The 24,363-nt window shown below is 66.7% G+C and carries 21 protein-coding genes; 7 read left to right on the forward strand and 14 right to left on the reverse strand.

The window, feature by feature from the left end; translation table 11 throughout:
* Positions 1-254: 254 nt before the first annotated feature.
* The 6 genes from ACIPK7_RS23875 to ACIPK7_RS23900 all read left to right on the forward strand — a co-directional run bounded on the left by ACIPK7_RS23875 (position 255) and on the right by ACIPK7_RS23900 (position 9,092).
* Positions 255-1,157, forward strand: a complete 903-nt coding sequence (locus tag ACIPK7_RS23875) for a hydroxymethylglutaryl-CoA lyase (protein WP_401090613.1) — start codon at positions 255-257, stop codon at positions 1,155-1,157.
* Positions 1,158-1,566: 409 nt separating this feature from the next.
* A complete protein-coding gene (locus ACIPK7_RS23880) occupies positions 1,567-2,991 on the forward strand; it encodes a sigma-54 interaction domain-containing protein (protein ID WP_401090615.1) in 1,425 nt (474 codons plus the stop codon).
* A gap of 319 nt (positions 2,992-3,310) precedes the next feature.
* A complete protein-coding gene (locus ACIPK7_RS23885; protein WP_401090617.1) occupies positions 3,311-4,576 on the forward strand; it encodes an OprD family porin in 1,266 nt (421 codons plus the stop codon).
* 93 nt (positions 4,577-4,669) lie between these two features.
* Entirely contained in the window at positions 4,670-6,061 is a 1,392-nt protein-coding gene (locus ACIPK7_RS23890) for a GntP family permease (protein ID WP_401090619.1), read from the forward strand.
* A gap of 203 nt (positions 6,062-6,264) precedes the next feature.
* Complete coding sequence (locus ACIPK7_RS23895) at positions 6,265-7,035, forward strand: 3-hydroxybutyrate dehydrogenase (protein ID WP_401090621.1); 771 nt, start codon at positions 6,265-6,267, stop codon at positions 7,033-7,035.
* Positions 7,036-7,136: 101 nt separating this feature from the next.
* Positions 7,137-9,092, forward strand: coding sequence for an acetoacetate--CoA ligase (locus ACIPK7_RS23900; RefSeq protein WP_401090623.1), 1,956 nt, complete (start codon positions 7,137-7,139; stop codon positions 9,090-9,092).
* 318 nt (positions 9,093-9,410) lie between these two features.
* On the opposite strand, the gene pcaC is transcribed toward ACIPK7_RS23900, so the two are convergent.
* The 9 genes from pcaC to ACIPK7_RS23945 form a co-directional block, all read right to left on the reverse strand.
* Positions 9,411-9,809, reverse strand: a complete 399-nt coding sequence (gene pcaC / locus ACIPK7_RS23905) for a 4-carboxymuconolactone decarboxylase (RefSeq protein WP_045208224.1) — start codon at positions 9,807-9,809, stop codon at positions 9,411-9,413.
* A 113-nt stretch (positions 9,810-9,922) separates the two neighbouring features.
* On the reverse strand, positions 9,923-10,711 hold the full coding sequence (gene pcaD, locus ACIPK7_RS23910) for a 3-oxoadipate enol-lactonase (RefSeq protein ID WP_401090625.1): 789 nt from the start codon (positions 10,709-10,711) through the stop codon (positions 9,923-9,925).
* A gap of 9 nt (positions 10,712-10,720) precedes the next feature.
* Positions 10,721-12,091: a 3-carboxy-cis,cis-muconate cycloisomerase gene (locus ACIPK7_RS23915; protein ID WP_401090627.1), complete on the reverse strand. Its 1,371-nt coding sequence runs from the start codon at positions 12,089-12,091 to the stop codon at positions 10,721-10,723.
* A gap of 141 nt (positions 12,092-12,232) precedes the next feature.
* The gene (gene pcaF, locus ACIPK7_RS23920) at positions 12,233-13,438 is read right to left on the reverse strand and encodes a 3-oxoadipyl-CoA thiolase (RefSeq protein ID WP_401090629.1); all 1,206 of its coding nucleotides are present in this window, start codon (positions 13,436-13,438) and stop codon (positions 12,233-12,235) included.
* Positions 13,435-14,217 carry a CoA-transferase subunit beta gene (locus ACIPK7_RS23925; RefSeq protein WP_138216258.1) on the reverse strand — a complete coding sequence of 261 codons (783 nt, stop codon included), beginning with the start codon at positions 14,215-14,217 and terminating at the stop codon, positions 13,435-13,437. Before ACIPK7_RS23925 ends, pcaF begins: the two co-directional genes overlap by 4 nt.
* Positions 14,217-15,065 (reverse strand): CoA transferase subunit A, encoded by an 849-nt coding sequence (locus tag ACIPK7_RS23930; protein WP_192433508.1) that lies wholly within the window; start codon positions 15,063-15,065, stop codon positions 14,217-14,219. Before ACIPK7_RS23930 ends, ACIPK7_RS23925 begins: the two co-directional genes overlap by 1 nt.
* Positions 15,066-15,469: 404 nt before the next feature.
* Positions 15,470-16,402 carry a catechol 1,2-dioxygenase gene (gene catA, locus ACIPK7_RS23935; protein WP_401090631.1) on the reverse strand — a complete coding sequence of 311 codons (933 nt, stop codon included), beginning with the start codon at positions 16,400-16,402 and terminating at the stop codon, positions 15,470-15,472.
* A 47-nt stretch (positions 16,403-16,449) separates the two neighbouring features.
* Positions 16,450-16,740 carry a muconolactone Delta-isomerase gene (gene catC / locus ACIPK7_RS23940; RefSeq protein WP_081516603.1) on the reverse strand — a complete coding sequence of 97 codons (291 nt, stop codon included), beginning with the start codon at positions 16,738-16,740 and terminating at the stop codon, positions 16,450-16,452.
* A gap of 43 nt (positions 16,741-16,783) precedes the next feature.
* Positions 16,784-17,905: a muconate cycloisomerase family protein gene (locus ACIPK7_RS23945; protein WP_401090633.1), complete on the reverse strand. Its 1,122-nt coding sequence runs from the start codon at positions 17,903-17,905 to the stop codon at positions 16,784-16,786.
* Positions 17,906-18,053: 148 nt separating this feature from the next.
* On the opposite strand from ACIPK7_RS23945, the gene ACIPK7_RS23950 reads away from it, so the two are divergent.
* The gene (locus ACIPK7_RS23950) at positions 18,054-18,926 is read left to right on the forward strand and encodes a LysR family transcriptional regulator (RefSeq protein ID WP_192433514.1); all 873 of its coding nucleotides are present in this window, start codon (positions 18,054-18,056) and stop codon (positions 18,924-18,926) included.
* Between the two features lie 18 nt (positions 18,927-18,944).
* On the opposite strand, the gene ACIPK7_RS23955 is transcribed toward ACIPK7_RS23950, so the two are convergent.
* The 5 genes from ACIPK7_RS23955 to benA all read right to left on the reverse strand — a co-directional run bounded on the left by ACIPK7_RS23955 (position 18,945) and on the right by benA (position 24,230).
* Positions 18,945-19,718 carry a 1,6-dihydroxycyclohexa-2,4-diene-1-carboxylate dehydrogenase gene (locus tag ACIPK7_RS23955; protein WP_401090635.1) on the reverse strand — a complete coding sequence of 258 codons (774 nt, stop codon included), beginning with the start codon at positions 19,716-19,718 and terminating at the stop codon, positions 18,945-18,947.
* Positions 19,719-19,730: 12 nt separating this feature from the next.
* Positions 19,731-21,059, reverse strand: a complete 1,329-nt coding sequence (locus tag ACIPK7_RS23960; protein ID WP_401090637.1) for an MFS transporter — start codon at positions 21,057-21,059, stop codon at positions 19,731-19,733.
* A 153-nt stretch (positions 21,060-21,212) separates the two neighbouring features.
* Positions 21,213-22,223 (reverse strand): benzoate 1,2-dioxygenase electron transfer component BenC, encoded by a 1,011-nt coding sequence (benC, locus tag ACIPK7_RS23965; RefSeq protein ID WP_401090639.1) that lies wholly within the window; start codon positions 22,221-22,223, stop codon positions 21,213-21,215.
* 154 nt (positions 22,224-22,377) lie between these two features.
* Positions 22,378-22,863, reverse strand: a complete 486-nt coding sequence (gene benB / locus ACIPK7_RS23970) for a benzoate 1,2-dioxygenase small subunit (RefSeq protein ID WP_225614926.1) — start codon at positions 22,861-22,863, stop codon at positions 22,378-22,380.
* On the reverse strand, positions 22,863-24,230 hold the full coding sequence (benA, locus tag ACIPK7_RS23975) for a benzoate 1,2-dioxygenase large subunit (protein ID WP_401090641.1): 1,368 nt from the start codon (positions 24,228-24,230) through the stop codon (positions 22,863-22,865). Before benA ends, benB begins: the two co-directional genes overlap by 1 nt.
* Between the last annotated feature and the right edge of the window lie 133 nt (positions 24,231-24,363).

Below are 24,363 nucleotides of genomic sequence, written 5' to 3' on the forward strand. Positions count from 1 at the left end.
GCTTTCGTAGGGCGCATAACGTGCCAGCGTTATCCGCCACGCAGCAACGGCGGATAAAGCGTTCCGCTTTATGCGCCCTACCTGACTTCCGCCCGATACCGATGCCGCTTTTTTGTAGGAGCGAGCTTGCTCGCGAACCCGCTTCACTCCAGTAACTCAGGGTGCAATGCGTTCGCGAGCAAGGACTAGGCGTCCCCCTCGCTCCTTACAAAGAGCCAAAGCCAGCCTTCGCGAGAACCCAACGAGGACAAACCATGACCCTGCCCCCATCCGTCCGCCTGGTCGAAGTCGGCCCGCGCGACGGCCTGCAGAACGAGAAACAGCCCATCGCCGTCGCCGACAAGGTGCGCCTGGTGGACGACCTCACCGCCGCCGGCCTGAGCTACATCGAGGTCGGCAGCTTCGTGTCACCCAAGTGGGTGCCGCAGATGGCCGGCTCGGCCGAAGTCTTCGCCGGCATCCAGCAGAAGGCCGGCGTCACCTACGCCGCGTTGGCGCCGAACCTGAAGGGCTTCGAGGCCGCGCTGGAATCGCAGGTGAAGGAAGTCGCGGTATTCGCCGCCGCCTCCGAGGCCTTCTCGCAGAAGAACATCAACTGCTCGATCAAGGAGAGCCTGGAGCGCTTCGTGCCGATCATGGAAGCAGCGCGCCAGCACGGTGTGCGCGTGCGCGGCTATGTCTCCTGCGTCCTCGGTTGCCCTTACCAGGGTGAGGTGGACGCGGAACAGGTCGCCGCCGTCGCCGCGGAGCTGCACGCCATGGGCTGCTACGAAGTCTCCCTGGGCGATACCATCGGCGTCGGCACCGCCGGCGCCACCCGGCACATGTTCGAAGTCGTCGGCCAGCGCGTGCCGCGCGAACAACTGGCCGGACACTTCCACGATACCTACGGCCAGGCCACTGCGAACGTCTACGCGAGCCTGCTGGAAGGCATCGCGGTGTTCGACAGCTCGGTCGCGGGCCTGGGCGGTTGCCCCTACGCCAAGGGCGCCACCGGCAACGTTGCCACCGAGGACGTGCTCTACCTGCTCAACGGCCTGGGCATCGATACCGGCATCGACCTGGACCAACTGATCGACGCCGGCCAGCGCATCTGCGCCGTGCTCGACAAGCCCAACGGCTCGCGCGTAGCCAAGGCGCAGCTGTCCAAGCGCTGACACCGGATTCGACCTGTAGGAGCGCGCCATGCGCGCGATCGCAGGCATGGCCCGTTCCTACCCTGAGCTTCTGCGCTCGGATCTGCCCTCACCCTAACCCTGGCTGCGCGCCCCGCTCAGAGGGAGAGGGGACCGTTCGGCGCAGGATGAAACTACAGCGTCAGCCGGCACAATCTGCTCCCTCTCCCTCCGGGAGAGGGTTGGGGTGAGGGGGAAACATCGGCACAGACTTGCCAGAAAGAAGACAGTTGCTCCAGGGAGCCACGACACTCGACGCAGACCGCAGGACACATAAAGCGGAACACTTTATCCGCCGCCGAGGGATCGGCGGATAACGCCCTACCCGGCTGACCTGCTCTCCACATCCCGGTACAGTGCGCCCTCTGCCCTCCTCGCGCACGGCCCACCGATGACCGATAACGACAGCCTCAAGGACTACCCCAGCGTCCGCCAACTGGCGATCCGCTCGCTGTTCGAGATCTTCGAGCAGTTCAGCGAAGGCACGGTGATAGTCGACCGCGAGGCGCGCATCGTCTGGATCAACCAGCGCTACGCCCAACGCTTCGGCCTGGACAACGCCGAACAGGCCATCGGCCGCCCGGTGGAACAGGTGATCCCTGGCAGCCTGATGCGCGAAGTGGTCAGCAGCGGCCGGCCGATGCTGCTGGACATCCTCGACATGGCCAAGGACCCGCTGGTGGTCATGCGCGTGCCGATCCGAGACGACGCGGGCGAGGTCATCGGCGGCATCGGCTTCGCCCTGTTCGACGAGCTGCGCGCGCTCTCACCGCTGCTCACCCGCTACCAGCGCATGCAGGCCGAGCTGGCCTCGACCCGCTCGCTGCTGCAGGCGCGCCAGGCCAAGTACAGCTTCGCGCACTTCATCGGCACCAGCCCGGCCAGCCTGGAAGTGAAGCGGCGCGCCCGCCGGGGGGCCGCCAGCGAGGCGCCGATCCTGCTGCTGGGCGAGACCGGCACCGGCAAGGAGCTGCTCGCCCATGCCATCCACGCATCGTCGCCGCGCGCGGACAAACCCTTCGTCAGCCTCAACGCCGCCGCCATCCCGGAGACCCTGCTGGAAGCCGAGTTCTTCGGCACCGCGCCGGGCGCCTTCACCGGCGCCGACCGCAAGGGCCGCGCCGGCAAGCTGCAGATCGCCCAGGGCGGCACACTGTTCCTCGACGAGATCGGCGACATGCCGCTGACCCTGCAGAGCAAGCTGCTGCGCGTGCTGCAGGAAAAGGAATTCGAGCCGGTGGGCTCCAATGAGATGCTGCGCAGCGACGTCCGCCTGATCGCGGCCACCTCCATCGACCTCGACGCCGCCGTGCGCGAGGGGCGTTTCCGCGCAGACCTGTTCTACCGCATCAACGTCCTGCCCATCGAGATTCCGCCACTGCGCGCGCGCCTGGAAGACCTGCCGGCGCTGTGCGAAGCCATCCTCGACGGCCTGCGCGACGACCGTCAGACCCTCTTCGAGCTGGATGCCGGCGGCCTCGCCCTGCTTGCCCGGCACGCCTGGCCGGGCAACGTGCGCGAACTGCGCAACCTGCTGGAGCGCACCGTGCTGCTGGGCGACCGCCCGCAGATCGATGCCGCTGCCCTGCGCTCTGCGCTGGGTGAGCTGCAACCGTTGCCGGTCGGCCCAGCAGCGCCGTCAGCCAGGCTGGGCGAAGGGCAGGATTTCTATGCGGCACGGGATGCCTTCGAGCGCGAGCTGATCGCCAACACCCTGGCCGAGCAGGCCGGCAACGTCGACGCCGCCGCGCAGCGCCTCGGACTGGGCCGTTCCACCCTGTACAAGAAGATGGCGGCACTGGGTCTGCAACCCTGACCCGCCAATCCCGAAAAAGAGACAAGTCTCAAAAATGAGACAAGCCAGTTTCTCCACAAATCACTGCCCCTGGCATAGCCTTGCGGAAATCCGTCTCCATTCAGAGACAAACGGCATCCATCAGCAGTCGATTTTCTCAAAATAAGACTTAAAAATCAGATAGTTACAATCCTGGCACGGTCCTGGCTATGTCGCCTCTCGCGGCCATCGCGCCGCACAGCCGACATAACAACAATCAACGCTGCCCGAACGCGAACAGACCCAGCGGACACCACGGCCAGTCCCGCTTCGCACACGGCGCCGCGCCAGGAGATCACCGATGAGCCGCTCCACGCTCAATCATGCCGCCGTTCTGACCGCCCTCGGCTCCACCCTCGCCCTTTCGCCCCAGGCCTTCGCCGAATTTCTTGCCGACAGCAAGGCCAGCGTCGAACTGCGCAACTTCTACTTCAACCGCGACTTCCGCCATGACAACGCCGCGCAGTCCAAGCAGGAAGAATGGGCCCAGGGCTTCATCCTGCGCTACGAGTCCGGCTACACCGAAGGCACCATCGGCGTGGGCGTGGATGCCCTCGGCCTGCTCGGCGTGAAGCTGGATTCCAGCCCCGACCGCGCCGGCTCCGGCCTGCTGCCGCGCGACAAGCAGAAGGTCCATGGCGCGCCCGACGACTACAGCGAACTGGGCCTTACCGCCAAACTGCGCGCTTCGAAAAGCGTGTTGAAAGTCGGCACCCTGCTGCCCAAGCTGCCCACCGTGCTGGCCAACGATTCGCGCCTGCTGCCGCAGACCTTCGAAGGCGCGCACCTGAACTCCGCCGAGTTCGCCGGCCTGACCTTCGACGGTGGCCGCCTGCGCCAGGTGAGCCAGCGCGACTCCTCCAACCGCGAGGACATGACCGTCACCAGCGGCAGCGCCCGCGGCATCGTCGCCACCAACACCAGCGACCAGTTCGACTTCGCCGGCCTGAGCTACAAGTGGACGCCGCAACTCACCACCGGCTACAGCTACGCCAAGCTCGACGGGCTCTACGACCAGCACATCGTCAATCTGGTGCACATGCTGCCGATTGCCGCCGGCCAGGCGCTGAAGACCGACCTGCGCTACGCGCGCTCCGACAACGATGGCCACAGCAACGTCGACAACCGTGCCTTCGGCGCCATGCTCACCTACACCCTGGGCGGCCACGGCTTCGGCGCCGGCTACCAATCGATGAGCGGCGACACCGGCTTCGCCTACATCGGCGGCACCGACGCCTTCCTGGTCAACTTCGTGCAGATCGGCGACTTCGCCAACCGCGACGAGAAATCCTGGCAGGCCCGCTACGACTACGACTTCGGCGCCCTCGGGGTTCCCGGCCTGACCTTCATGACGCGCTACCTGTCCGGCGACAACATCGAGCTGGGCGCCGGCAAACCCGAAGGCAAGGAGTGGGAACGCGACACCGACATCGGCTACGTGGTGCAGAGCGGCCCGCTGAAAAACGTCGGCGTGAAGTGGCGCAACGCGACGGTGCGCTCCAGCCACTTCGGCAACGACCTGGACGAGAACCGCCTGATCCTCAGCTACGTGCTGCCGCTCTGGTAACCGCCTGAGCGCCTGACTCCTGATCGTCAAGCAAGCCCACTACAACAAGAACGACGCGCGGCTCCTGGCCGCGCGACAACTGGAGATACTTCGATGAGCGTGGTCATCGCCCTTGCGGCCCTCGCCCTGCTGATGCTCGCCGCCTACCGCGGCTACAGCGTGATCCTTTTCGCCCCCATCGCGGCGCTGCTCGCGGTGCTGCTGACGGACCCTGCCGCCGTCGCCCCGGCCTTCACCGGGGTGTTCATGGAGAAGATGGTCGGCTTCGTCAAACTCTACTTCCCGGTGTTCCTGCTCGGCGCGGTGTTCGGCAAGCTGATCGAGCTGTCGGGCTTCTCGCGCTCCATCGTCGCCGCCGCCATCCGCCTGCTCGGCACGAGCCAGGCGATGCTGGTGATCGTGCTGGTCTGCGCCCTGCTCACCTACGGCGGCGTGTCGCTGTTCGTGGTGGTGTTCGCGGTCTACCCCTTCGCCGCCGAGATGTTCCGCCAGAGCAACATTCCCAAGCGGCTGATCCCGGCGACCATCGCCCTGGGCGCGTTCAGCTTCACCATGGACGCCCTGCCCGGCACCCCGCAGATCCAGAACATCATCCCCACCGCCTTCTTCAACACCACCGGCTGGGCCGCGCCCTGGCTGGGGCTGATCGGCAGCCTGTTCGTCTTCGCCGTGGGCATGCTGTTCCTGCGCCGCCAGGCCGGCAAGGCGCGCGCTGCCGGTGAAGGCTACGGCACGCAGCTGCGCAACGAGCCGGAAACCGCCGACGACATCAAACTGCCCAACCCGCTGCTGGCGCTCTCACCGCTGGTGCTGGTGGGTGTTGCCAATCTGCTGTTCACCCACTGGATTCCCCAGATCTACGGCAAGACCCACAGCCTGCAACTGGCCGGCATGGCCGCGCCGGTGGCCAGCGACGTGGCCAAGCTGACCGGCATCTGGGCGGTGCAGGCGGCCCTGCTGCTGGGCATCCTGCTGGTGCTGGTGACCAGCTTCACGGTGATCCGCAGCAAGCTTGCCGAGGGCAGCAAGACCGCCGTGGGCGGCGCGCTGCTGGCGGCCATGAACACTGCCTCGGAATACGGCTTCGGTGCGGTGATCGCCTCGCTGCCGGGCTTCCTGGTACTGGCCGATGCGCTGAAGAAGATCCCCGATCCGCTGGTCAACGAGGCCATCACCGTCACCACCCTGGCCGGCATCACCGGCTCGGCGTCGGGCGGCATGAGCATCGCCCTGGCGGCCATGTCCGAGCAGTTCATCGCCGCCGCCCACGCCGCCAACATTCCGCTGGAGGTGCTGCACCGGGTCGCGGCCATGGCCTCCGGCGGCATGGACACCCTGCCGCACAACGGCGCGGTCATCACCCTGCTCGCGGTCACCGGCCTGACCCACCGCGAGGCCTACAAGGACATCTTCGCCATCACCTTGATCAAGACCCTCGCGGTGTTCGTGGTGATAGGCACCTTCTACGCCACCGGCATCGTCTGAGAATCCGCTTGTGGCTAGCTGCGCGTCGGCATAACTGCGTCAAAAGCAGGCGATGACCTGCTCATTGACTACACGTCAACTCCGCGTCCTCGCCTGCTTTTTCCTTGTTCTGCTCTAGCTCGCAAGGCCACAAACGAATTCTGGGTAATCCAATGTTTTGATAGTCGCAGCGATGCGACCAACCCGTTCCAGAGGAGATTTACATGACTCTCAAAGGCAAGACCGCACTGGTCACCGGCTCCACCAGCGGCATCGGCCTGGGCATCGCCGCGCGCCTCGCGCAGGCGGGCGCCAACGTGGTGGTCAACGGCTTCGGCGACATCGACGCGGCCGTGCGCGAGCTGTCGGTACACGGCACGCGCATCGGCCACCACGGTGCGGACATGGCGCAACCCGAGCAGATCGCCGACATGGTCACCTACGTCGAGCGCGAGTTCGGCGGCCTCGACATCCTGGTCAACAACGCCGGCATCCAGCACGTCGCGGCGCTGGAGGAGTTCCCCGTGGAGCGCTGGAACGCGATCATCGCCATCAACCTCTCCTCGGTATTCCACACCACCCGCCTGGCATTGCCGGGCATGCGCCAGCGCGGCTGGGGACGCATCCTCAACATCGCCTCCACCCACGGCCTGGTCGCCTCCGCCGGCAAGAGCGCCTACGTGGCCGCCAAGCACGGGGTGATCGGCCTGACCAGGACCACCGCCCTGGAAACCGCCACCAGCGCCATCACCTGCAACGCCATCTGCCCCGGCTGGGTGCTGACGCCGCTGGTGCAGCAGCAGATCGATGCGCGGGTGCAGGCCGGCGCCACTCCGGAGCAGGCGCGCCACGACCTGCTGGCGGAGAAGCAGCCGTCGCTCGATTTCGTCACCGCCGAACAGCTCGGCGAGCTGGCGCTATTCTTGTGTTCAGAAGCCGCCGCCCAGGTCCGCGGCGCCGCCTGGAACATGGACGGCGGCTGGGTCGCGCAGTGATTCACCCGCAGCGGCGAAGCACTTGTGGCGAAGCTTCGTGTCAAGATGATGGGTACCGCTTGTCGGCGGTGCCCACCGATCCTTCGCTGGAGTCGTCGTCAATGAACCCACTGCTCTGGACCCCCTCACCCGAACGCACCGCCGCCACCCGGATGGACGCCTTCCGCCGCAAGGTGGCGCAACAGCACGGCGTCGACCTGCCCGACTACGCCGCGCTGCACGCCTGGAGCATCGCCGAGCGCGAAGCCTTCTGGCTCGCCATCGTCGACACCTTCGGCGTGCAGTTCCACGAGGCGCCCACGGCGGTCCTCGAGGAAGGCCCGGAAATGCCCGATGCGCGCTGGTTCCCCGGCGCCACCCTGAACTTCGCCGAACACCTGCTGCGCCGCCGCGACAGCAAGCCGGCGCTGATCGCCATCAGCGAGGACGAACAGCGCGAGGTGATCAGCCATGCCGAGCTGGCTGCCCAGGTCGCAGGTTTGCAGCGCGCCCTGCGCGAAGCCGGCGTGGGCGTCGGCGACCGCGTCGCGGCCTTCATGCCCAACACCTGGCAGACCGTGGTCGGCATGCTCGCCACCACCAGCCTGGGCGCCACCTGGTCGAGCTGCTCGCCGGACTTCGGCACCCATGGGGTGATCGACCGCTTCGGCCAGATCGAACCCAAGGTGCTGATCGCCTGCGCCGGCTACCGCTACGCCGGCAAGGTGCTGGACCTCAGCGCCAAGCTCAACGAAATCCTCGCCCAGCTGCCCAGCCTGGAGCAGCTGGTGATCGTCCCCTACGCCAACGGCCACGCGCGCCGCAGCGACTTCCAGACGCCGGCGCGGGTCAGCCTCTGGCAGGACTTTTTCCACAGCGGCGGCGACCCGGTGTTCACCCCGGTGCCCTTCGACCACCCGCTGTACATCCTCTACTCCTCCGGCACCACCGGCGTGCCCAAGTGCATCGTCCACGGCGCCGGTGGCGTGCTGCTGCAGCACCTCAAGGAACACGGCCTGCACGTCGACCTGGGGCCGGACGACACGCTGTTCTACTACACCACCTGCGGCTGGATGATGTGGAACTGGCTGGTCTCGGGCCTCGCGGTCGGCGCGACGCTGGTGCTCTACGATGGCTCGCCCTTCCACCCCGGCCCCGAGCGCCTGATGGACCTGATCGACGCGGAGAACATCAGCGTCTTCGGCACCAGCGCCAAGTACATCGCCGCGTTGGAAAAGGCCAACGTGCGACCGCGCCAGACCCATTCGCTGGAGCGCCTGAAGACACTGCTTTCCACCGGATCGCCGCTGGCCCACGAGAGCTTCGATTACGTTTACCGTGACGTGAAACCCGATCTCTGCCTGTCGTCGATCTCCGGTGGCACCGACATCGTTTCCTGCTTCGCCATCGGCAACCCCACCGCGCCGGTGTGGCGCGGGGAAATCCAGTGCAAGGCGCTGGGCATGGCGGTGGAGGTCTGGGACGAAGCCGGCAGACCGGTGCATGGCGAGAAAGGCGAGCTGGTCTGCGTACGGCACTTCCCGTCGATCCCCGTGGGCTTCTGGAACGACGCGAACGACGAGAAGTTCCTCGACGCCTACTTCGCCACCTTCCCCGGCGTTTGGGCCCACGGCGACTACGCCGAGGAAACCGAACACGGCGGCCTGGTGATCCATGGCCGCTCGGATGCCGTGCTCAACCCCGGCGGCGTGCGCATCGGCACCGCGGAAATCTACCGCCAGGTGGAGAAGATCGAGCAGGTGCTGGAATCCATCGCCATCGGCCAGGACTGGCAGGGCGATGTTCGCGTGGTGCTGTTCGTACGCCTGCGCGACGGCGTGGAACTGGACGACACGTTGCAGGAGCGCATCCGCCAGACCATCCGCAGCAACACCACCCCTCGCCACGTACCGGCGAAGATCCTCGCGGTCAGCGACATCCCGCGCACCATCAGCGGCAAGATCGTCGAACTGGCGGTGCGCAACGTGGTGCACGGCCAGCCGGTGAAGAACACCGACGCGCTGGCCAACCCGCAGGCGCTGGAGTTGTTCAGGGATCGGAAGGAGCTGGAGAGCTGAGGGACATAGGCGACGTCGCGCCTATGCATACCCTCTCCCCAGCCAAGGTGAGGGCTCTTGCTCTCGTAGGAGCGGAGCTTCTCCGCGATCTCTTCCCGGCTAGGCCTGCGTGCAGGCCCTGGTTCGCAAGCAAGCTCGCTCCTACGAAGAGCGCGCCGATGCAGGGTCGTAGGGCGCATAACCTGGAACAGGTTATCCGCCGGCAATCCTGCGGCGGATAACGCTGGCGCGTTATGCGCCCTACAAGAGCAGCCCTACCTGCGATCGGCGCTCTCGCCAATCAGCCATCGCCCGGATGCGTGGTCCGGGCGGCGCTGATCAGGCGTCGCCCAGCGACTCGGTGCCCAGCTCGTCCCACACCGCCTCGGCGAGGTGGAAGGTGGCGTTGGCGGCCGGGATGCCGCAGTAGATCGCACTCTGCAGCAGGACTTCCTTGATCTCTTCGCGGGTCACGCCGTTGTTGCGCGCGGCGCGCAGGTGCAGCGTCAGCTCGCCCTCGCGGTTCATGCCAATCAGCATGGCGATGGTGATCAGGCTGCGGGTGTGGCGCGGCAGGCCGGGGCGGGTCCAGATGTCACCCCAGGCGTGGCGGGTGATCATTTCCTGGAACTCTTCGTTGAAGGCATTGCGCTTCTGCAGGCTGCGGTCGACGTGGGCGTCGCCCAGCACCGCGCGGCGCACCTGCATGCCGGCTTCGTAGCGTTCTTTCTCGTCCATCTCTAACTCCAAATTCAACCTGTAGGACCGAGGGGGCGCCTAGCCCTTGCTCGCGAACAACCCCCGCTGCGGGGGCTGAGGTTCGCGAGCAAGCTCGCTCCTACGAGAAGCAGCTATGCGCGCAGGAAGTCCAGCACGCGCAGGCTGAAGGCATCGCCGGCCTGCACGTTGGACAGGTGCGCGACGCGGAATTCCACCAGCTCGGCGCCGGGAATGCGCGCCTGCAGGAAGCGGCCGTCCTCGGTGGTGGTCACCGGGTCGGCGGCGCCACAGACCACCAGGGTCGGCGCGGTGATAGCACCGATCTCGCCACGGAAATCGGCGTCGCGCACGGCCGCGCAGTTGGCTGCGTAACCTTCCGGCGAGGTCTGCGCCAGCATGCCGACGATCGGCTCGACCTTGCCCGGCTCGGCCTCGGCGAAGTCGGCAGTGAACCAGCGCGAGATCGAAGCATCACGCAAGTTGCGCATAGCCTCGGCGCCGCCGCTGAGCACGGTCTCGATGCGCGGATTCCAGATTTCCGGGGTGCCAATCTTGGCGGCGGTGTTGCACAGCACCAGGCGCTCGATGCGCTCCGGCGCGTGGATGCCGAGCCACTGGCCGATCAGGCCGCCCATGGACAGGCCACAGAAATGCGCGCGGGGAATCTCCAGCGCATCCAGCAGGGCCAGCACGTCGCGGCCGTTCTGTTCGATGCTGTACGGGCCGGGAGTTACCAGCGAAGCGCCGTGGCCACGGGTGTCATAGCGCAGCACGCGGAAGTGTTCGGCGAAGGCGGCGACCTGCGCGTCCCACATGTGCAGGTCGGTACCCAGCGAGTTGGACAGCACCAGCACGGGGGCGCCGGCGGACCCTTCAAGAAGGTAATTCAGGTCGCCATCGGCGAGATGTACGGCAGGCATGCAAGGCTCCTATCGGGATTCTTTGCGCAAGGAAAGTACTTGGTGTTCGGCCAGCGCGCGCTCGACCCAGCGGCGCGCCTGGCCCAGGTAATGGGCGGGATCGAGCAGGCGATCCAGCTCCCCGGCATTCAGTTGTGCGGCGACTTCGGCGTTGGCACCGAGCACCGTGCGCAGATGCGCGCCCTCCTTCACCGCCTGCTTGCAGCATTGCTCCACCAGGTGGTGCGCGGCGTCGCGGCCGATGCGCTGGGCCAGGGCGATGCTCACGGCTTCGGCGAGCACCAGGCCACGGGTCAGATCGAGGTTGGCGAGCATTCGCTCGGCATCGACTTCCAGGCCCGGCACCAGGCTCAGTGCCTGTTGCAGTGCGCCGGAGACGAGGCAGCACAGCTCCGGCAGGCTTTCCCATTCGGCGTGCCACAGGCCGAGGCTGCGCTCGTGTTCCTGGGGCATGGCGGCGAACAGGGTCGAGACCAGACCCGGCGCGCGGGTAGCCGCGCCGATCAGCACGGCGGCGCCCACCGGGTTGCGTTTGTGCGGCATGGTGGAGGAACCGCCCTTGCCCGGCGCGGAAGGTTCGAAGACTTCGCCGGCCTCGGTCTGCATCAGCAGGCTGAGGTCGCGGCCCAGCTTGCCGAGGCTGCCGGCGATCAGGCCGAACAGGCTGGCGAACTCCACCAGGCGGTCACGCTGGGTGTGCCAGGGTTGCTCGGGCACTTGCAGGTTCAGTTCTTCCGCCAGCGCCTCGGCCACGGCAAAGCCCTGCTCGCCCAGCGCGGCGAGACTGCCGGATGCCCCGCCGAACTGCAGGCACAGCAGGCGCGGCTTGAGTTCATTCAGACGCTGGCGATGACGGGTGATCGCGCCCAGCCAGCCGGCGATCTTCATGCCGAGGGTGACGGGCGTTGCGTGCTGCAGCCAGGTGCGGCCGACCATGGGCGTGCCGGCGTGGGCTTGTGCTTGTACGGCGAGTGCGTCGGCCAGTTGGGCGAGGTCGCCTTCGAGCAGCTCGATGGCAGCGCGCAGTTGCAGGACCAGCCCGGAGTCCATGGCATCCTGGCTGGTGGCGCCCAGATGCACGTAGCGCTCGGCTTCGGCGTCCTCGGCGGCGATGCGCTTGCCCAGCGCCTTCACCAGCGGGATCGCGGAGTTGCCGGCGCTGCAGATGGCCTGGGCCAGTGCAGCAAAATCGTAGAGTTCGGCGCGGCAGGCGGCGGCGATGGGTGCCACGGCGCTCGCCGGGATCACGCCCACGCGGGCTTCGGCACGGGCCAGCGCGGCCTCGAAGTCGAGCATGCCCTGCACCCGGCCGTGGTCACTGAAGATCGCGCGCATGGCGGGCTGGGTGAAGTAAGCGTCGAACAGAAGGTTGGTGCTCACGAGGTGGCTCCGGAGATCGGCGGGCGTTGTCGGACAGTATGACCGGAGAGAAGGCCCCTGTAGGAGCGAGCTTGCTCGCGAACGCCCCCCGCTGCGAGGGCCGGGTTCGCGAGCAAGCTCGCTCCTACGAAGAGCAAAGAGCTATACGCGCTCGACAACCAGCGCCACGCCCTGCCCCACGCCCACGCACATGGTGCACAGGCCGAGCTTGCCGCCGGACTTCTGCAGCTGGTGTACCGCCGTCAGCACCAGGCGCGCGCCGCTGGCACCCAGCGGGTGTCCAAGGGCAATCGCGCCGCCGTTGGGGTTCACCCGTACGTCATCATCGGCGATGCCGAGATCACGGGTCACCGCCAGGCCCTGCGCGGCAAAGGCTTCGTTCAGTTCAATGACGTCGAACTGGTCCACCGACAGGTTCAGGCGCTCCAGCAGCTTGCGCACCGCCGGCACCGGGCCGATGCCCATTACGCGCGGAGCGACGCCGGCACTGGCCATGCCGAGCACTTTCGCCCGCGGCGTCAGGCCGTGTTTCTTCACCGCCTCGGCGCTGGCGAGGATCAGCGCTACCGCGCCGTCGTTCACACCGGAAGCGTTGCCGGCGGTGACAGTCTTGCCTTCGCCGTTGACCGGCTTGAGCTTGGCCAGCGCTTCCAGGGTGGTGTCCGGGCGCGGGTGTTCGTCGGTGTCGACGACGGTCTCGCCCTTGCGACCCTTGATCACCACCGGGACGATTTCCTCGGCGAAGTAGCCGTTGGCCTGGGCGACGCCGGCACGCTGCTGGCTGCGCAGGGAAAAGGCGTCCTGGTCAGCGCGGTTGACGTTGTAGTCGTCGGCCACGTTGTCCGCGGTCTGCGGCATGGCGTCCACGCCGTACTGCGCCTTCATCAGCGGATTGATGAAACGCCAGCCGATGGTGGTGTCTTCGATTTTCTGCCCGCGGCCGAAGGCGCTGTCGGCCTTGCCCATCACGTAAGGCGCGCGGGACATCGACTCGACGCCGCCAGCGATGACCAGCTCGGCCTCGCCGCTGGCGATGGCGCGGAAGCCGGTGCCCACCGCGTCCAGGCCCGAGGCGCAGAGACGGTTGAGGGTCACGCCCGGCACGCTTTCCGGCAGGCCGGCCAGCAGCAGCGCCATGCGCGCCACGTTGCGGTTGTCCTCGCCGGCCTGGTTGGCGCAGCCGAGGTAGACCTCGTCCAGCGCGGCCCAGTCGACCTGCGGATTGCGGTCGACCAGCGCCTTCACCGGCACGGCGGCGAGGTCGTCAGCGCGCACGCCGGAGAGCGAGCCGCCGAAGCGGCCGATGGGCGTGCGCACGGCATCGCAGATGAAGACCTCTCGGCTCATTCCTCACCTCCCAGCTGGCCGTGGGCGGCGGCGGTGCGGGCTTCGAGGGCACGCAGGGCTTCCAGCTCTACGTCGGTCGGCGCGACGGTCTCGGTCACCTGTTCGGCGAAGCGGATCGCCCAGCCGGTGTTCTCGACCACCTGCTCGCGGGTCACACCCGGGTGCAGGGTGGTGACGATGAATTCGTTGCTGCCGGCTTCCGGCTCCATGATGCACAGGTCGGTGATGATCGCCACCGGGCCCTTGCCGGGCAGGCCGAGCTGCTGGCGGTGATCACCGCCCTCGCCGAAGCCGACCGAGGTAATGAAGGCCAGCTTGTCGACGAAGGTGCGGTGGGACTGCTTGAGGATGATCAGCACTTCCTTGGCGGAACCGGCGATCTCCGGCGCGCCACCGGCGCCGGGCAGGCGCACCTTCGGCTTGTTGTAGTCGCCGATGACGGTGGTGTTGATGTTGCCGAAGCGGTCGACCTGGGCCGCGCCGAGGAAGCCGACGTCGATGCGACCGCCCTGCAGCCAGTAGCGGAAGATCTCGCCGGTGGGCACCACGGTGTCGGCGGTTTCGGCCAGCTCGCCGTCACCGATGGACAGCGGCAGCACGCTGGGCTTGGCGCCGATGGGGCCGGATTCGTAGATCAGGACCACGTCCGGCGATGCCGTCAGGCGCGCGAGATTGGCGGCCTTGGACGGCAGGCCGATGCCGACGAAGCAGACGGCACCGTTCTTCAGGCGGCGGGCGGCGGCCACGGTCATCATTTCATTGGTGCTGTAGGCGCTCATTACTTGGCCTCCGCGAGTTTGGTACGGAACTCAGCAAAATCCTTGGTGCCGCGGATGTAGGTATCGATCCAGGCGTTGAAGGTGTCGCGGTCGCGGGCGATCGGGTCCCAGGCCTGGTAGAAGCGGTTGTCACGCTCGGAGTAGCCGTGGGCGTAGGACGGATGCGAGCCGCCGGGCACCAGGCAGACGGCGGACAGCGCCCAGGTCGGCAGTACGCAGGAGTTCATCGGTGCGTTCAGGTCGTCGACGATTTCTTCCACGGTGACGATGCAGCGCTTGGCAGCCAGGGCGGCTTCCTTCTGCACGCCGAGGATGCCCCACAGCAGCACGTTGCCTTTGCGGTCGGCCTTCTGCGCGTGGATCACGGTGACGTCCGGACGCACCGAAGGCACGGCGGCCAGTTGCTCGCCGGTGAACGGGCAATTGATGAACTTGATGTTCGGGTTGACCTTCGGCAGGTCGGAGCCGGCGTAGGCGCGCAGCACGGCGAACGGCAGGCCCGAGGCGCCAGCGACATAGGAGTTGGCGAGGTCGGCGTGGCTGTGCTCGTCGATCTCAAGCGGGCGCGGCCAGCCCTTCTCCACCGCGTCACGCAGGCGATGCAGCGAACCGACACCGGGGTTGCCGCCCCAGGAGAAAGTCAGCTTGCGCACGCAGCCGGCACCGATCAGCAGGTCGTAGACCAGGTCGGGGGTCATGCGCACCAGGTGCAGGTCTTTCTTGCCCTGGCGGATCAGCTCGTGGGAGGCGGCGGTCGGGATCAGGTGGGTGAAGCCTTCGAGCGCGACGGTATCGCCGTCGTTGACGAAGCGCTCGACCGCTTCGCGGAGAGTCAGGAGTTCAGCCATGGTCGGTCTCGTTGTGTAGGGGTGCCGATGGGAAAACAGTACCGTCGGGGGGATGGACGAACAATGCGATAATCGACTATTGGTGCGAATATCGAACACTTCTCTTAGGGGGCTAACGGCTGGTTCTTGCGGCGTGGAAAGTCGTTCGGGCGGGCGCGGACCTTGTCCGCGATCGCGAGCATGGCTCGCTCCTGCAAGGAGCGCGCGGGATTGCCCTTGTGGGAGCTGGCCATGCCTGCGACAGCCGCAGCGCCGGATCATCGCGACGCAAGACAGCTAAGTGCTTTTCGTAGGAGCGAGCTTGCTCGCGAACCGGGTTACCCGACCACTCCGGTGCTGGGCGGGTTCGCGAGCAATAACGATGGCGTCCCCCGCGCTGCTACAGGGTCAGCACCGTCTGGGAATCAGGCTTCCTGCAACGCGCGAGGGCGGTTGCTGCGATCCTCGGCGTCGGCGGAAACCGCCTGCTGCAACTGAAAGTCGAACTCGATCTCGGCGAAGCGCCCGTCCACACCGCGCGCCTTGGCAGCCGCCGCGTCCTCGACAAAACGCACCTCGCCGATCAGCCCGTCACGGGTGGCATAGGCGAAGTCGTCCCACAGGTACTGGTCACCGGCGAGGTTGATCTGCGTGGTCAGGTGGCGATGCCCCGGCGCGGAGATGAAGAAGTGGATGTGCGCCGGGCGCTGGCCGTGGCGGCCGAGCTGGTTCAGCAGTTCCTGCGTCGGGCCGTCCGGCGGGCAACCGTAGCCGCTGGGCACGATGCTACGGGCTTTGTAGCGCCCTTCAGCGTCGGTGACGATGCGTCGGCGCAGGTTGAACTCGGACTGGGTGCTGTCGAAGTACGAGTAAGTGCCCTTGGTGTTGGCGTGCCAGAGGTCGACCACGGCGCCAGCCAGCGGCTTGCCCTGCGGGTCGAACACCCGGCCGGAAAGGAACATCACGGTGCCCGCGTCCTTGCCGTCATCCATCCGCGCTTCGCCTTCGGACAGCGGCGCGCCGGCCACGTACAGCGGGCCTTCGATGGTGCGCGGGGTACCGCCGCCGATACCGGCCGCTTCATCCTGGGCGTCCAGCAACAGGTCGAGGTAATGCTCGATGCCCAGGCCGGCAACGACCAGGCCGGCTTCCTGGCGGGCGCCGAGGCGGTTGAGGTAGTCCACCGCCTTCCAGAATTCGTCGGGGGTGACGTTCATGTCTTCGATGAGTTTCGCGGTGTCCTGCAGGATGCGCAGGACGAGGTTCTTCACGCGCGGGTTGCCCTGGTCATTCAGGGCGCCGCTGGCTTCTTCGAAGAACTTCTGGATGTCGGCAGTCTGGGAAATCTTCACGGTCATGATGCGATCCTCAAGTCTTGTTCTTGTTGATTCGTCCGGGATGTAAATCAGCGGTCGTCGGTATGGATCGAGGACGGATGGCGGCAGAGCCCATCGACCTCGATGTCCATGTAGGGGAACAGCGGCAGCTGCATCAGGGTGTCGTGCAGTTCCTCGACGCTGGCGAGGTCGAATACGCTGTAGTTGGCGTAGTGCCCGGCGATGCGCCACAGGTGGCGCCACTTGCCCTCGCGCTGCAGGCGCTGGGCCAGTTCCTTCTCGTCGGCCTTGAGCTGGGCGGCCTTGGCCGGGTCCATATCGACGGGCAATTTCACGGTCATCTTCACGTGGAACAGCATCGGGTCTTCTCCTCTATAGGGCAGTCGGAAAAAGGGTTGCGAATCAGGTACGGCGGAAGCGCGACAGGCGCTCCTCGTCGAGGGTCAGGCCCAGGCCGGGCGTGCGCGGAACGTGCAGGTGGAAGTCGCGGTAGACCGGTGCCTCGGTGACGATTTCCTCGGTGAGCAGCAGCGGGCCGAACAGCTCGGTGGCCCAGGTCAGCTTCTCCAGGGTGAGGAAGGCGTGGGCCGAGGCCAAGGTGCCGACCGCGCCTTCGAGCATGGTCCCGCCGTACAGCGCGATGCCGGCGGCTTCGGCGATCTGCGCAGTGCGCAGCACGGCGCGCGGGCCACCGTTCTTGGCGATCTTCAGGGCGAAGATGCTGGCGGCGCCGTCAGCGGCGAGGCTAAAAGCGTCGGCCACGCTCTCGATGGATTCGTCGGCCATGATCGGCGCCGGGCTGCGCTGGTTCAGGCGCACCTGGCCGCTGCGGTTGATGCGCGAGATGGGCTGTTCGATGAGGTCGATGCCGTTCTCGCCGAGCACCTGGCAGCCGCGGATGGCCTGGGATTCGTCCCAGCCCTGGTTGACGTCCACCCGCACGCTGGCACGCTCGCCCAACGCCTTCTTGATCGCCACCACATGCTTGAGGTCCTGCTCCAGCGGGTTGGCGCCGATCTTCAGTTTGAAGATGCGGTGGCGGCGGATGTCCAGCATCTGCTCGGCTTCGGCAATGTCGCGGGCGGTGTCGCCGGAGGCCAGCGTCCAGGCCACTTCGAGACTGTCGCGCACCCGGCCACCGAGCAGCTCGCTGACCGGCAGGCCGAGGCGCTTGCCCTGGGCGTCCAGCAGTGCGCTCTCGATACCCGAGCGGGCAAAGGTGTTGCCCTTGATCGACTTGTCCAGGCGCTGCATGCAGGCGTTGATGTTGCTGGCGTCCTGGCTCTTGAGCAGCGGCGCGAAGTGCGCGTCGATGTTGGCCTTGATGCTTTCCGGGCTCTCGTTGCCGTAGGCCAGGCCACCGATGGTGGTGGCTTCGCCGATGCCCTCGACACCGTCAGAGCAGCGCAGGCGGATGATCACCAGCGTCTGCTGCTGCATGGTGTGCATGGCCAGCTTGTGCGGGCGGATGGTCGGCAGGTCGACGATGATCGACTCGATGCGTTCGATGACGGGGCTACTCATGGACGGCGTTCCGGTCTGGGATTTCTGGATGGGCCGGGCTGCATTGCGGCGATACCCGACAGGTCTTTTCACGATTGACGAAGGATTGCGCCGGGGCCTGCAGGCAGTCCAATATCGTTGCCATCTTGTTGCATACCCTGGAGGTATGATGGAGCTGCGACATCTGCGCTACTTCCGCGAAGTGGCCGGCACCCTCAACTTCACCCGCGCCGCCGAGCGCCTGCACATCGCCCAGCCGCCACTGAGCCGGCAGATCCAGCAGCTCGAGGAACTGCTTGGCGTGGCGCTGCTGGAGCGTGGCCGGCCGCTGCGCCTGACCGACGCCGGACGCTACTTCCACGAGCAGACCAGCACCCTGCTGGCGCAGCTGGAAAGCATCTGCGAGAGCACCCGGCGCATCGGCCACGGCGAGCGCCAGTGGTTCGGCATCGGCTTCGCGCCCTCGACGCTGTACGACGGCTTGCCCGGGCTGATCCGCGAGCTGCGCGGCGACGCCGGGCTGGAGCTCGGGCTGCAGGAAATGACCACAGTGCAGCAGGTCGAGGCGCTGAAGAGCGGGCGCATCGACATCGGCTTCGGGCGCATCCGCATCGACGATCCGGCCATCGTCCAGCAGGTATTGCGCGAGGAGCCGATGGTCGCCGTACTGCCGGCGGGGCATCGCCTGCTCGGCCCGCCGCTGAGCCTTGCGCAGCTGGCCGGCGAGGACTTTGTGCTCTACCCCGCCAACCCGCGCCCCAGCTACGCCGACCATGTGCTGGCGCTGTTCGCCACTCACGGCCTGAGCGTGCGCGTCACGCAATGGACCAACGAGCTGCAGACCGCCATCGGCCTGGTCGCCGCCGGCCTCGGCGTAGCGTTGGTTCCGGCGTCGGTGCAACAGCAGCACCGCGCCGACATCGGCTACGCGACGCTGACCGACGCCGAGGCGGTCTCGCCGATCATCCTCAGCCAGCGCCGCGGCGACGTCAGTGCGCCGCTGCAACGCTGCCTGCAGCTGATCGGCGCAAACCTGCCCTGAGCGCATCATGGCGGCGACTCAGCCGAGGTCGCCGCCACCCACCGGCAGGGTCACGCCTGTGATGTAGCTGGCTTCGTCGGAGGCGAGGAAGAGAATCGCGCCGACCTGCTCGTCGATGCTGCCGTAGCGCTTCATCAGGCTGCTGCCCACGGTCTGGTCGACGATCTGCTGGTACCAGGCTTTCTCCTCCTCGCTCTGCTGCGCCGCGTTACGCGGGATGCGCCGCGGCGGCGCTTCGGTGCCGCCGGGCGCGGTGGCGTTGACCCGCACGCCGCGCTCGGCGGTCTCGAAGGCCAGGCAGGCGGTCAGCGCGTTCACCCCGCCCTTTGCCGCACCGTAGGGAACGCGGTTAACGCCACGGGTGGCGATGGACGAGACGTTGACGATGGCGCCCGCGCCCTGTTCCAGCATCGGCACCAGCGCCGCGCGGCAGCACCACAGGGTGGGGAATAGCGAGCGGCGTACCTCGGATTCGATCTCGTCTTCGGCGTAGTGCTCGAAGGGCTTCGCCCAGATGGTGCCGCCGACGTTGTTGACCAGGATGTCGAGACGGCCGAAGCGCTTTACTGCCTCATCGACCACGTGCCGGCAGTCGGCGAAGCGTTCCAGGTCGGCGGTCTGGGTGAGCACTTCGCCGTGCTGGCCGAGGGCGTCCTGCAGTTCATGGACGATCTCGGAGCGGTCCACGGCAATAACCTTGGCGCCCTCTTCCACCAGCCGCTCGGCGACGCGCCGGCCGATACCCTGGGCGGCGCCGGTGACGAGGGCAACCTTGTTGTCGAAACGGGACATGACGTTCTCCTGTCAGTGTGCGGCCACGAGCCCGCCCGAGGGCTTCTCGCTGCCGCGGATAAGGGCCACGGCGACCAGCGCCAGCAGCAGGGGAATGGCCAGCGCCAGGTAGAAACCGGCGACGCCGCCCCATTCGAGGAAGGTTCCGCCCAGGGCGGAACCGATGATGGCGCCCACCCGGCCAAGGCCGATGGCCCAGCCGGTGGCGGTGGCGCGCAGGCTGGTCGGGTAGGCGGAAACCACCAGGTAGTTGAGGGCGATCTGCTGCCCGCCAATGCCCAGGCCCGCAGCGCCGACCAGCAGGAACACCAGCGCCCAGTTGTCGCCGCTCAGGGACAGGCCAAGGCTGACCAGTACGCCGAGGGCGAACAGGCCGAGCAGCACGTTGCGGGTGTTCAGGCGCGGCAGCAGGATCGACAGCGGGATGGCGCAGAGGATGAACACCGCATTGACCGTGACGGTACCCAACGGCGCCTGCTCTACCGGCAGGCCGGCGGTCTTCAGCACGGTGGGCAGCCAGGAGAGGAACATGAACCAGGCCACCCAGTTGAACAGGTAGGTCAGCCACACGGCGAGGGTATTGCGCGCCAGCCCCGGCCCGAACAGGGCGCGTACGCTGGTACGGGTGGCGGCTTCCGGCACGCTGAAGCGTACGTCATCGGCGAGCGTCCGCGAACTGATCCGCGCGAGAATGCGGCGCACCTGTGCCGTCGCGCCCGAGCGGGTGGCCAGGAACTGCAGCGACTCCGGCAGCGCGAAGTACAGGCCGACCAGCAGCGCCAGCGGCAGCAGCCCGCCTGCGAGGAAGATGCCCTGCCAGCCGATCAGCGGCATGAGCTGGGCGGCGAGCAGCCCGCCGAGCATGGCGCCCGCCGGAAGGCCCAGCAGGATGCCGGTGACGATGGCGCCACGCAGGCGCGCCGGACCGTACTCGGAGGCCAATGCCAGCAGCACCGGCGTGGCGCCGCCCATGCCGAGGCCGGCGAGGAAGCGCAGCACCAGGATCTGCTCGGCGTTGCTGGCGAAGGCCGTGGCCAAGGTCGCGAGGGCGAACAGAGCGACCGCGCCCATCACCGTCGGGCGGCGGCCAAAGCGGTCACCGAACAGTCCAAGCGCCATGGCACCCAGGGCCATGCCGACGATGCCGGCGCTGAGGATCGGCGCCAGGCCGCCGGTGGAAAGCTGCAGGGTCTCGATGATCGCCGGGCCCGTGTAGGCAATGGCCTGGGTATCGAAGCCATCGAAGATGGCGACCAGGAAACACAGGACGAACACGCGCCACTGGAAGGTACTCAAGGCGGCGTGATCTATCACGTCAGGTATGTTGCAAGTCTGGCTCATGTGGGTCTCCGCTGCGGGGGCAATGCCTCGCTGATTGTTGTTATGCAGGCCCTGCCAGGGGCCCAGCCCGGAGGCTAGGGCGCGGTGGCACCGAGGAATAATACTTTGTCGGCATGCCTGCATACCCACTGGGTATGCAGGCATATTCCGGGCTCAGGCGGCGCTGGCGGCAAACTTCTCGTAATAGAAATTCGCCGGCGTGATGCCCTGCTCGCGGATGTACAGGCTGACCGCCTCGACCATCGGCGGCGGGCCGCAGAGGTAGATGTCCACCTCGCCGTCGTGCAGGTGCGCCGGTTCGATGTGCTGGGTGACGTAGCCCTTTTGCGGGTAGCGGCTCTCCGGGCTGGCCACGCAGGCGCTCCATGTGAAGTTCGAGATGCGCGCGGCGAAGGCTTCCAGGCGGTCCACCTCCACCAGGTCGAAGTCGTGGGTGACGCCGTAGATCAGATGCAGCGGATATTCGCTGCCGCGCTCGGCGATCTGCTCCAGCATCGCAGTGAAGGGCGCCAACCCCGTGCCGCCGGCCAGCAGCAACAACGGCCGTTTGATCTCGCGCAGGTAGAAGCTGCCCAGCGGGCCGGCCAGGAACAGCGCGTCACCGGCCTTGGCCAGGCCGGTGAGGAAGCTGCTCATCAGGCCGCCCGGTACGTTGCGGATCAGGAAGCTGACCTCGCCGTCCTTCTGCAGCGAGCTGAAGGAGTAGGCGCGGCTCTGTTCGCTGCCCGGCACCTGCAGGTTGACGTACTGCCCCGGCAGGAAGGCCAGCCTGCTCAGCGACTCGCCCTTGATCGATAGCGCGATGGTGCTTTCGGAGAGCTGGCGCACCGCGCTGATGCTGGCCTCGAAACTGGCCTGGGCGGTCTTGCAGACTTGCGAGGAGGCCGGCACGCGCACCACGCAATCGCTCTGCGCGCGCATCTGGCAGGTGAGCACGTAGCCCTGCTCGGCTTCGTCCTCGGTGAGCGCGTCCTCGATGTATTCCTGGCCCAGGTCATAGCGGCCGGCTTCGGCGAAGCACTTGCAGGTGCCGCAGGCGCCGTCGCGGCAATCCAGCGGAATGTTGATGCCCTGGCGGTAGGCCGCATCGGCCACGGTCTCGCTGGGGCTGGCGTCGATGAAACGGGTAACGCCGTCTTCGAAGTTGAGCGCGATCTTGTTCATGTCATTCGCCTCAAAAACGCGGCTTGAAGCGTCGCGAGCGCAGGCCGGGCAAGGCGGAGGACGGTTCGGAAGCGCAGTTCACTCTAGTGAATGAGCATTACGGACCGTTCTCCAACGCAGCACGGGCAAGCGCAGCAGCTTCACGCCGTGTTTTTCAGATGTGGTAGATGTCGATGACTTGCCTGACGTAGTCGTTCTTCAGCACGACCTTCTTCGCCTTTACCAGCGGCTGCTCGCCATGCACATCGAGCGTGTAGAAGCTGGTGCCGAAGTAGCTGTCGACGGTCTTGTAGCGGAAGCTCAGGGTGTGCCAGTTGAAGCGCACCTGGCACTGCCCGTTGGCCTCGCCGAGCACCTCGATGTTGCTCAGGTTGTGCGAGGTGCGCGTGTCCGGCAGGGTCGCGCTGGAGCGCTCGGTCTTGATGCGGAACACGCGGTCTTCCAGGCCGCCACGGCTGCCGTACCAGATCAGCGAGATTTCCCGCTGCGGGTCTTCGGTGAGCTGGTCGCGGTCGTCCCAGGAGGGCATCCAGAAGGTGGCGTCGGCGGCGTACAGCTCCAGCCACGCATCCCAGTCCTTGTCGTCGAGGTAGCGCGCTTCGCGGTAGAGGAAGTCGCGGACGGTCTCGTAGCGGCTCATCACACGCCCTCCTCTGTAACAGCGATGCGATTGGCCTGCTCGGCCGCCAGCGCGTCGATCATGGTCTGCTGCCAGTACTGATGCTGCAGCACGAACAGGCCTTCGTCCTCGGTGCGCACGCCGGACAAAGCCGGCGCCAGGTCGATCTCACGCGCTGCGTCGTCGGCGCCGTCGATCCAGTGCTTCGCCCCGCGCGACATGTCATTCCAGCCGCCCGCGCTGCCCTGGTAGGCCTGCTGGCAGGAACGGAATTCTTCCAGGTCGTCCGGCGTGGCCATGCCGCTGACGTTGAAGAAGTCCTCGTACTGGCGGATGCGCTGGGCACGAGCCTCGCTGCTCTCGCCCCTGGGCGCGATGCAGTAGATGGTGATCTCGGTGCGGTTGACGTCGATGGGCCGGGCGATGCGGATCTGCGAGCTGAACTGGTCCATCAGGTAGACGTTGGGGTACAGGCAGAGGTTGCGCGAGTTCTCGATCATCCAGTCGGCGCGGGCGCGGCCATGGTCGCGGGCCAGTTCGTCGCGGCGCTCGAAGGCCGGGCGCGCTTCGGGGTTGGCCCAGCGGGTCCAAAGCAGCAGGTGGCCATGGTCGAAGGAATAGAACCCCCCGCCCTGCTTGGCCCAGCCACCGGCGCTCATGGTCTTCACTTCTTCGCCGGCTTCGCGCTGCTGGCGCTGGTTCTGGGTGGCGGCGTAGTTCCAGTGCACGGAGCTTACGTGGTAGCCATCGGCGCCATTCTCGGCAGTGAGTTTCCAGTTGCCTTCGTAGATGTAGCTGGAGGACCCGCGCAGTACCTCCAGGCCCTCGGGAGACTGGTCAACGATCATGTCGATGATCTTCGCCGACTCGCCCAGGTGCTCCACCAGCGGCTTGACGTCGGCCTTGAGACTACCGAAGAGGAAGCCGCGATAGGACTCGAAGCGCGCCACTCTGGTCAGGTCATGGGAGCCTTCGCAGTTGAAGCCTTCCGGGTAGCCGGCCGCCGCAGGGTCCTTCACCTTGAGCAGCTTGCCGGAGTTGTTGAAGGTCCAGCCGTGGAACGGGCAGGTGTAGCTTGCGCGGTTGCCGGACTTGTGCCGACAGAGCATGGCGCCCTTGTGGCTGCAGGCGTTGAGGAAGGCGTTGAGCACGCCGTCCTTGCTGCGCGCGATGAAGATCGACTGGCAGCCGATCATGGCGGTCAGGAAGTCGTTCTTCTCGGGGATCTGGCTTTCATGGGCGAGGTAGACCCAGTTGCCTTCGAAGATGTGTTTCATCTCCAGGTCGAACAGGCGCGGGTCGGTGAACATCTCCCGCCGGCAGCGATAGACGCCTTTGGCAGGGTCTTCCTCAAGCAGCGAACGCAAGTAGTCGATACCCAGGGACATGGCCGGGGCCTCCGTTGTTTTTGTTCAGGCAGGCTCAGGTTAGGGCTGGGTTCGGCGGGGCAATATCCGCTTTGTGCAGAGTGCTATCCGTTTTCTGCAGGTTTGCCGTGAAGCCGCAATGACGGCCCGCGCG

The organism is Pseudomonas sp. NPDC086581, assembly GCF_044746165.1.
Classification (GTDB): Bacteria; Pseudomonadota; Gammaproteobacteria; order Pseudomonadales; family Pseudomonadaceae; genus Pseudomonas.

Bases quoted from the DNA above. Each gene is read 5' to 3' on its own strand.
- ACIPK7_RS23875 (WP_401090613.1), top strand. From the start codon at position 255: ATGACCCTGCCCCCATCCGTCCGCCTGGTCGAAGTCGGCCCGCGCGAC.
- ACIPK7_RS23880 (WP_401090615.1), top strand. From the start codon at position 1,567: ATGACCGATAACGACAGCCTCAAGGACTACCCCAGCGTCCGCCAACTG.
- ACIPK7_RS23885 (WP_401090617.1), top strand. From the start codon at position 3,311: ATGAGCCGCTCCACGCTCAATCATGCCGCCGTTCTGACCGCCCTCGGC.
- ACIPK7_RS23890 (WP_401090619.1), top strand. From the start codon at position 4,670: ATGAGCGTGGTCATCGCCCTTGCGGCCCTCGCCCTGCTGATGCTCGCC.
- ACIPK7_RS23895 (WP_401090621.1), top strand. From the start codon at position 6,265: ATGACTCTCAAAGGCAAGACCGCACTGGTCACCGGCTCCACCAGCGGC.
- ACIPK7_RS23900 (WP_401090623.1), top strand. From the start codon at position 7,137: ATGAACCCACTGCTCTGGACCCCCTCACCCGAACGCACCGCCGCCACC.
- pcaC (WP_045208224.1), bottom strand. From the start codon at position 9,809: ATGGACGAGAAAGAACGCTACGAAGCCGGCATGCAGGTGCGCCGCGCG.
- pcaD (WP_401090625.1), bottom strand. From the start codon at position 10,711: ATGCCTGCCGTACATCTCGCCGATGGCGACCTGAATTACCTTCTTGAA.
- pcaF (WP_401090629.1), bottom strand. From the start codon at position 13,438: ATGAGCCGAGAGGTCTTCATCTGCGATGCCGTGCGCACGCCCATCGGC.
- ACIPK7_RS23925 (WP_138216258.1), bottom strand. From the start codon at position 14,217: ATGAGCGCCTACAGCACCAATGAAATGATGACCGTGGCCGCCGCCCGC.
- ACIPK7_RS23930 (WP_192433508.1), bottom strand. From the start codon at position 15,065: ATGGCTGAACTCCTGACTCTCCGCGAAGCGGTCGAGCGCTTCGTCAAC.
- catA (WP_401090631.1), bottom strand. From the start codon at position 16,402: ATGACCGTGAAGATTTCCCAGACTGCCGACATCCAGAAGTTCTTCGAA.
- catC (WP_081516603.1), bottom strand. From the start codon at position 16,740: ATGCTGTTCCACGTGAAGATGACCGTGAAATTGCCCGTCGATATGGAC.
- ACIPK7_RS23945 (WP_401090633.1), bottom strand. From the start codon at position 17,905: ATGAGTAGCCCCGTCATCGAACGCATCGAGTCGATCATCGTCGACCTG.
- ACIPK7_RS23950 (WP_192433514.1), top strand. From the start codon at position 18,054: ATGGAGCTGCGACATCTGCGCTACTTCCGCGAAGTGGCCGGCACCCTC.
- ACIPK7_RS23955 (WP_401090635.1), bottom strand. From the start codon at position 19,718: ATGTCCCGTTTCGACAACAAGGTTGCCCTCGTCACCGGCGCCGCCCAG.
- ACIPK7_RS23960 (WP_401090637.1), bottom strand. From the start codon at position 21,059: ATGAGCCAGACTTGCAACATACCTGACGTGATAGATCACGCCGCCTTG.
- benC (WP_401090639.1), bottom strand. From the start codon at position 22,223: ATGAACAAGATCGCGCTCAACTTCGAAGACGGCGTTACCCGTTTCATC.
- benB (WP_225614926.1), bottom strand. From the start codon at position 22,863: ATGAGCCGCTACGAGACCGTCCGCGACTTCCTCTACCGCGAAGCGCGC.
- benA (WP_401090641.1), bottom strand. From the start codon at position 24,230: ATGTCCCTGGGTATCGACTACTTGCGTTCGCTGCTTGAGGAAGACCCT.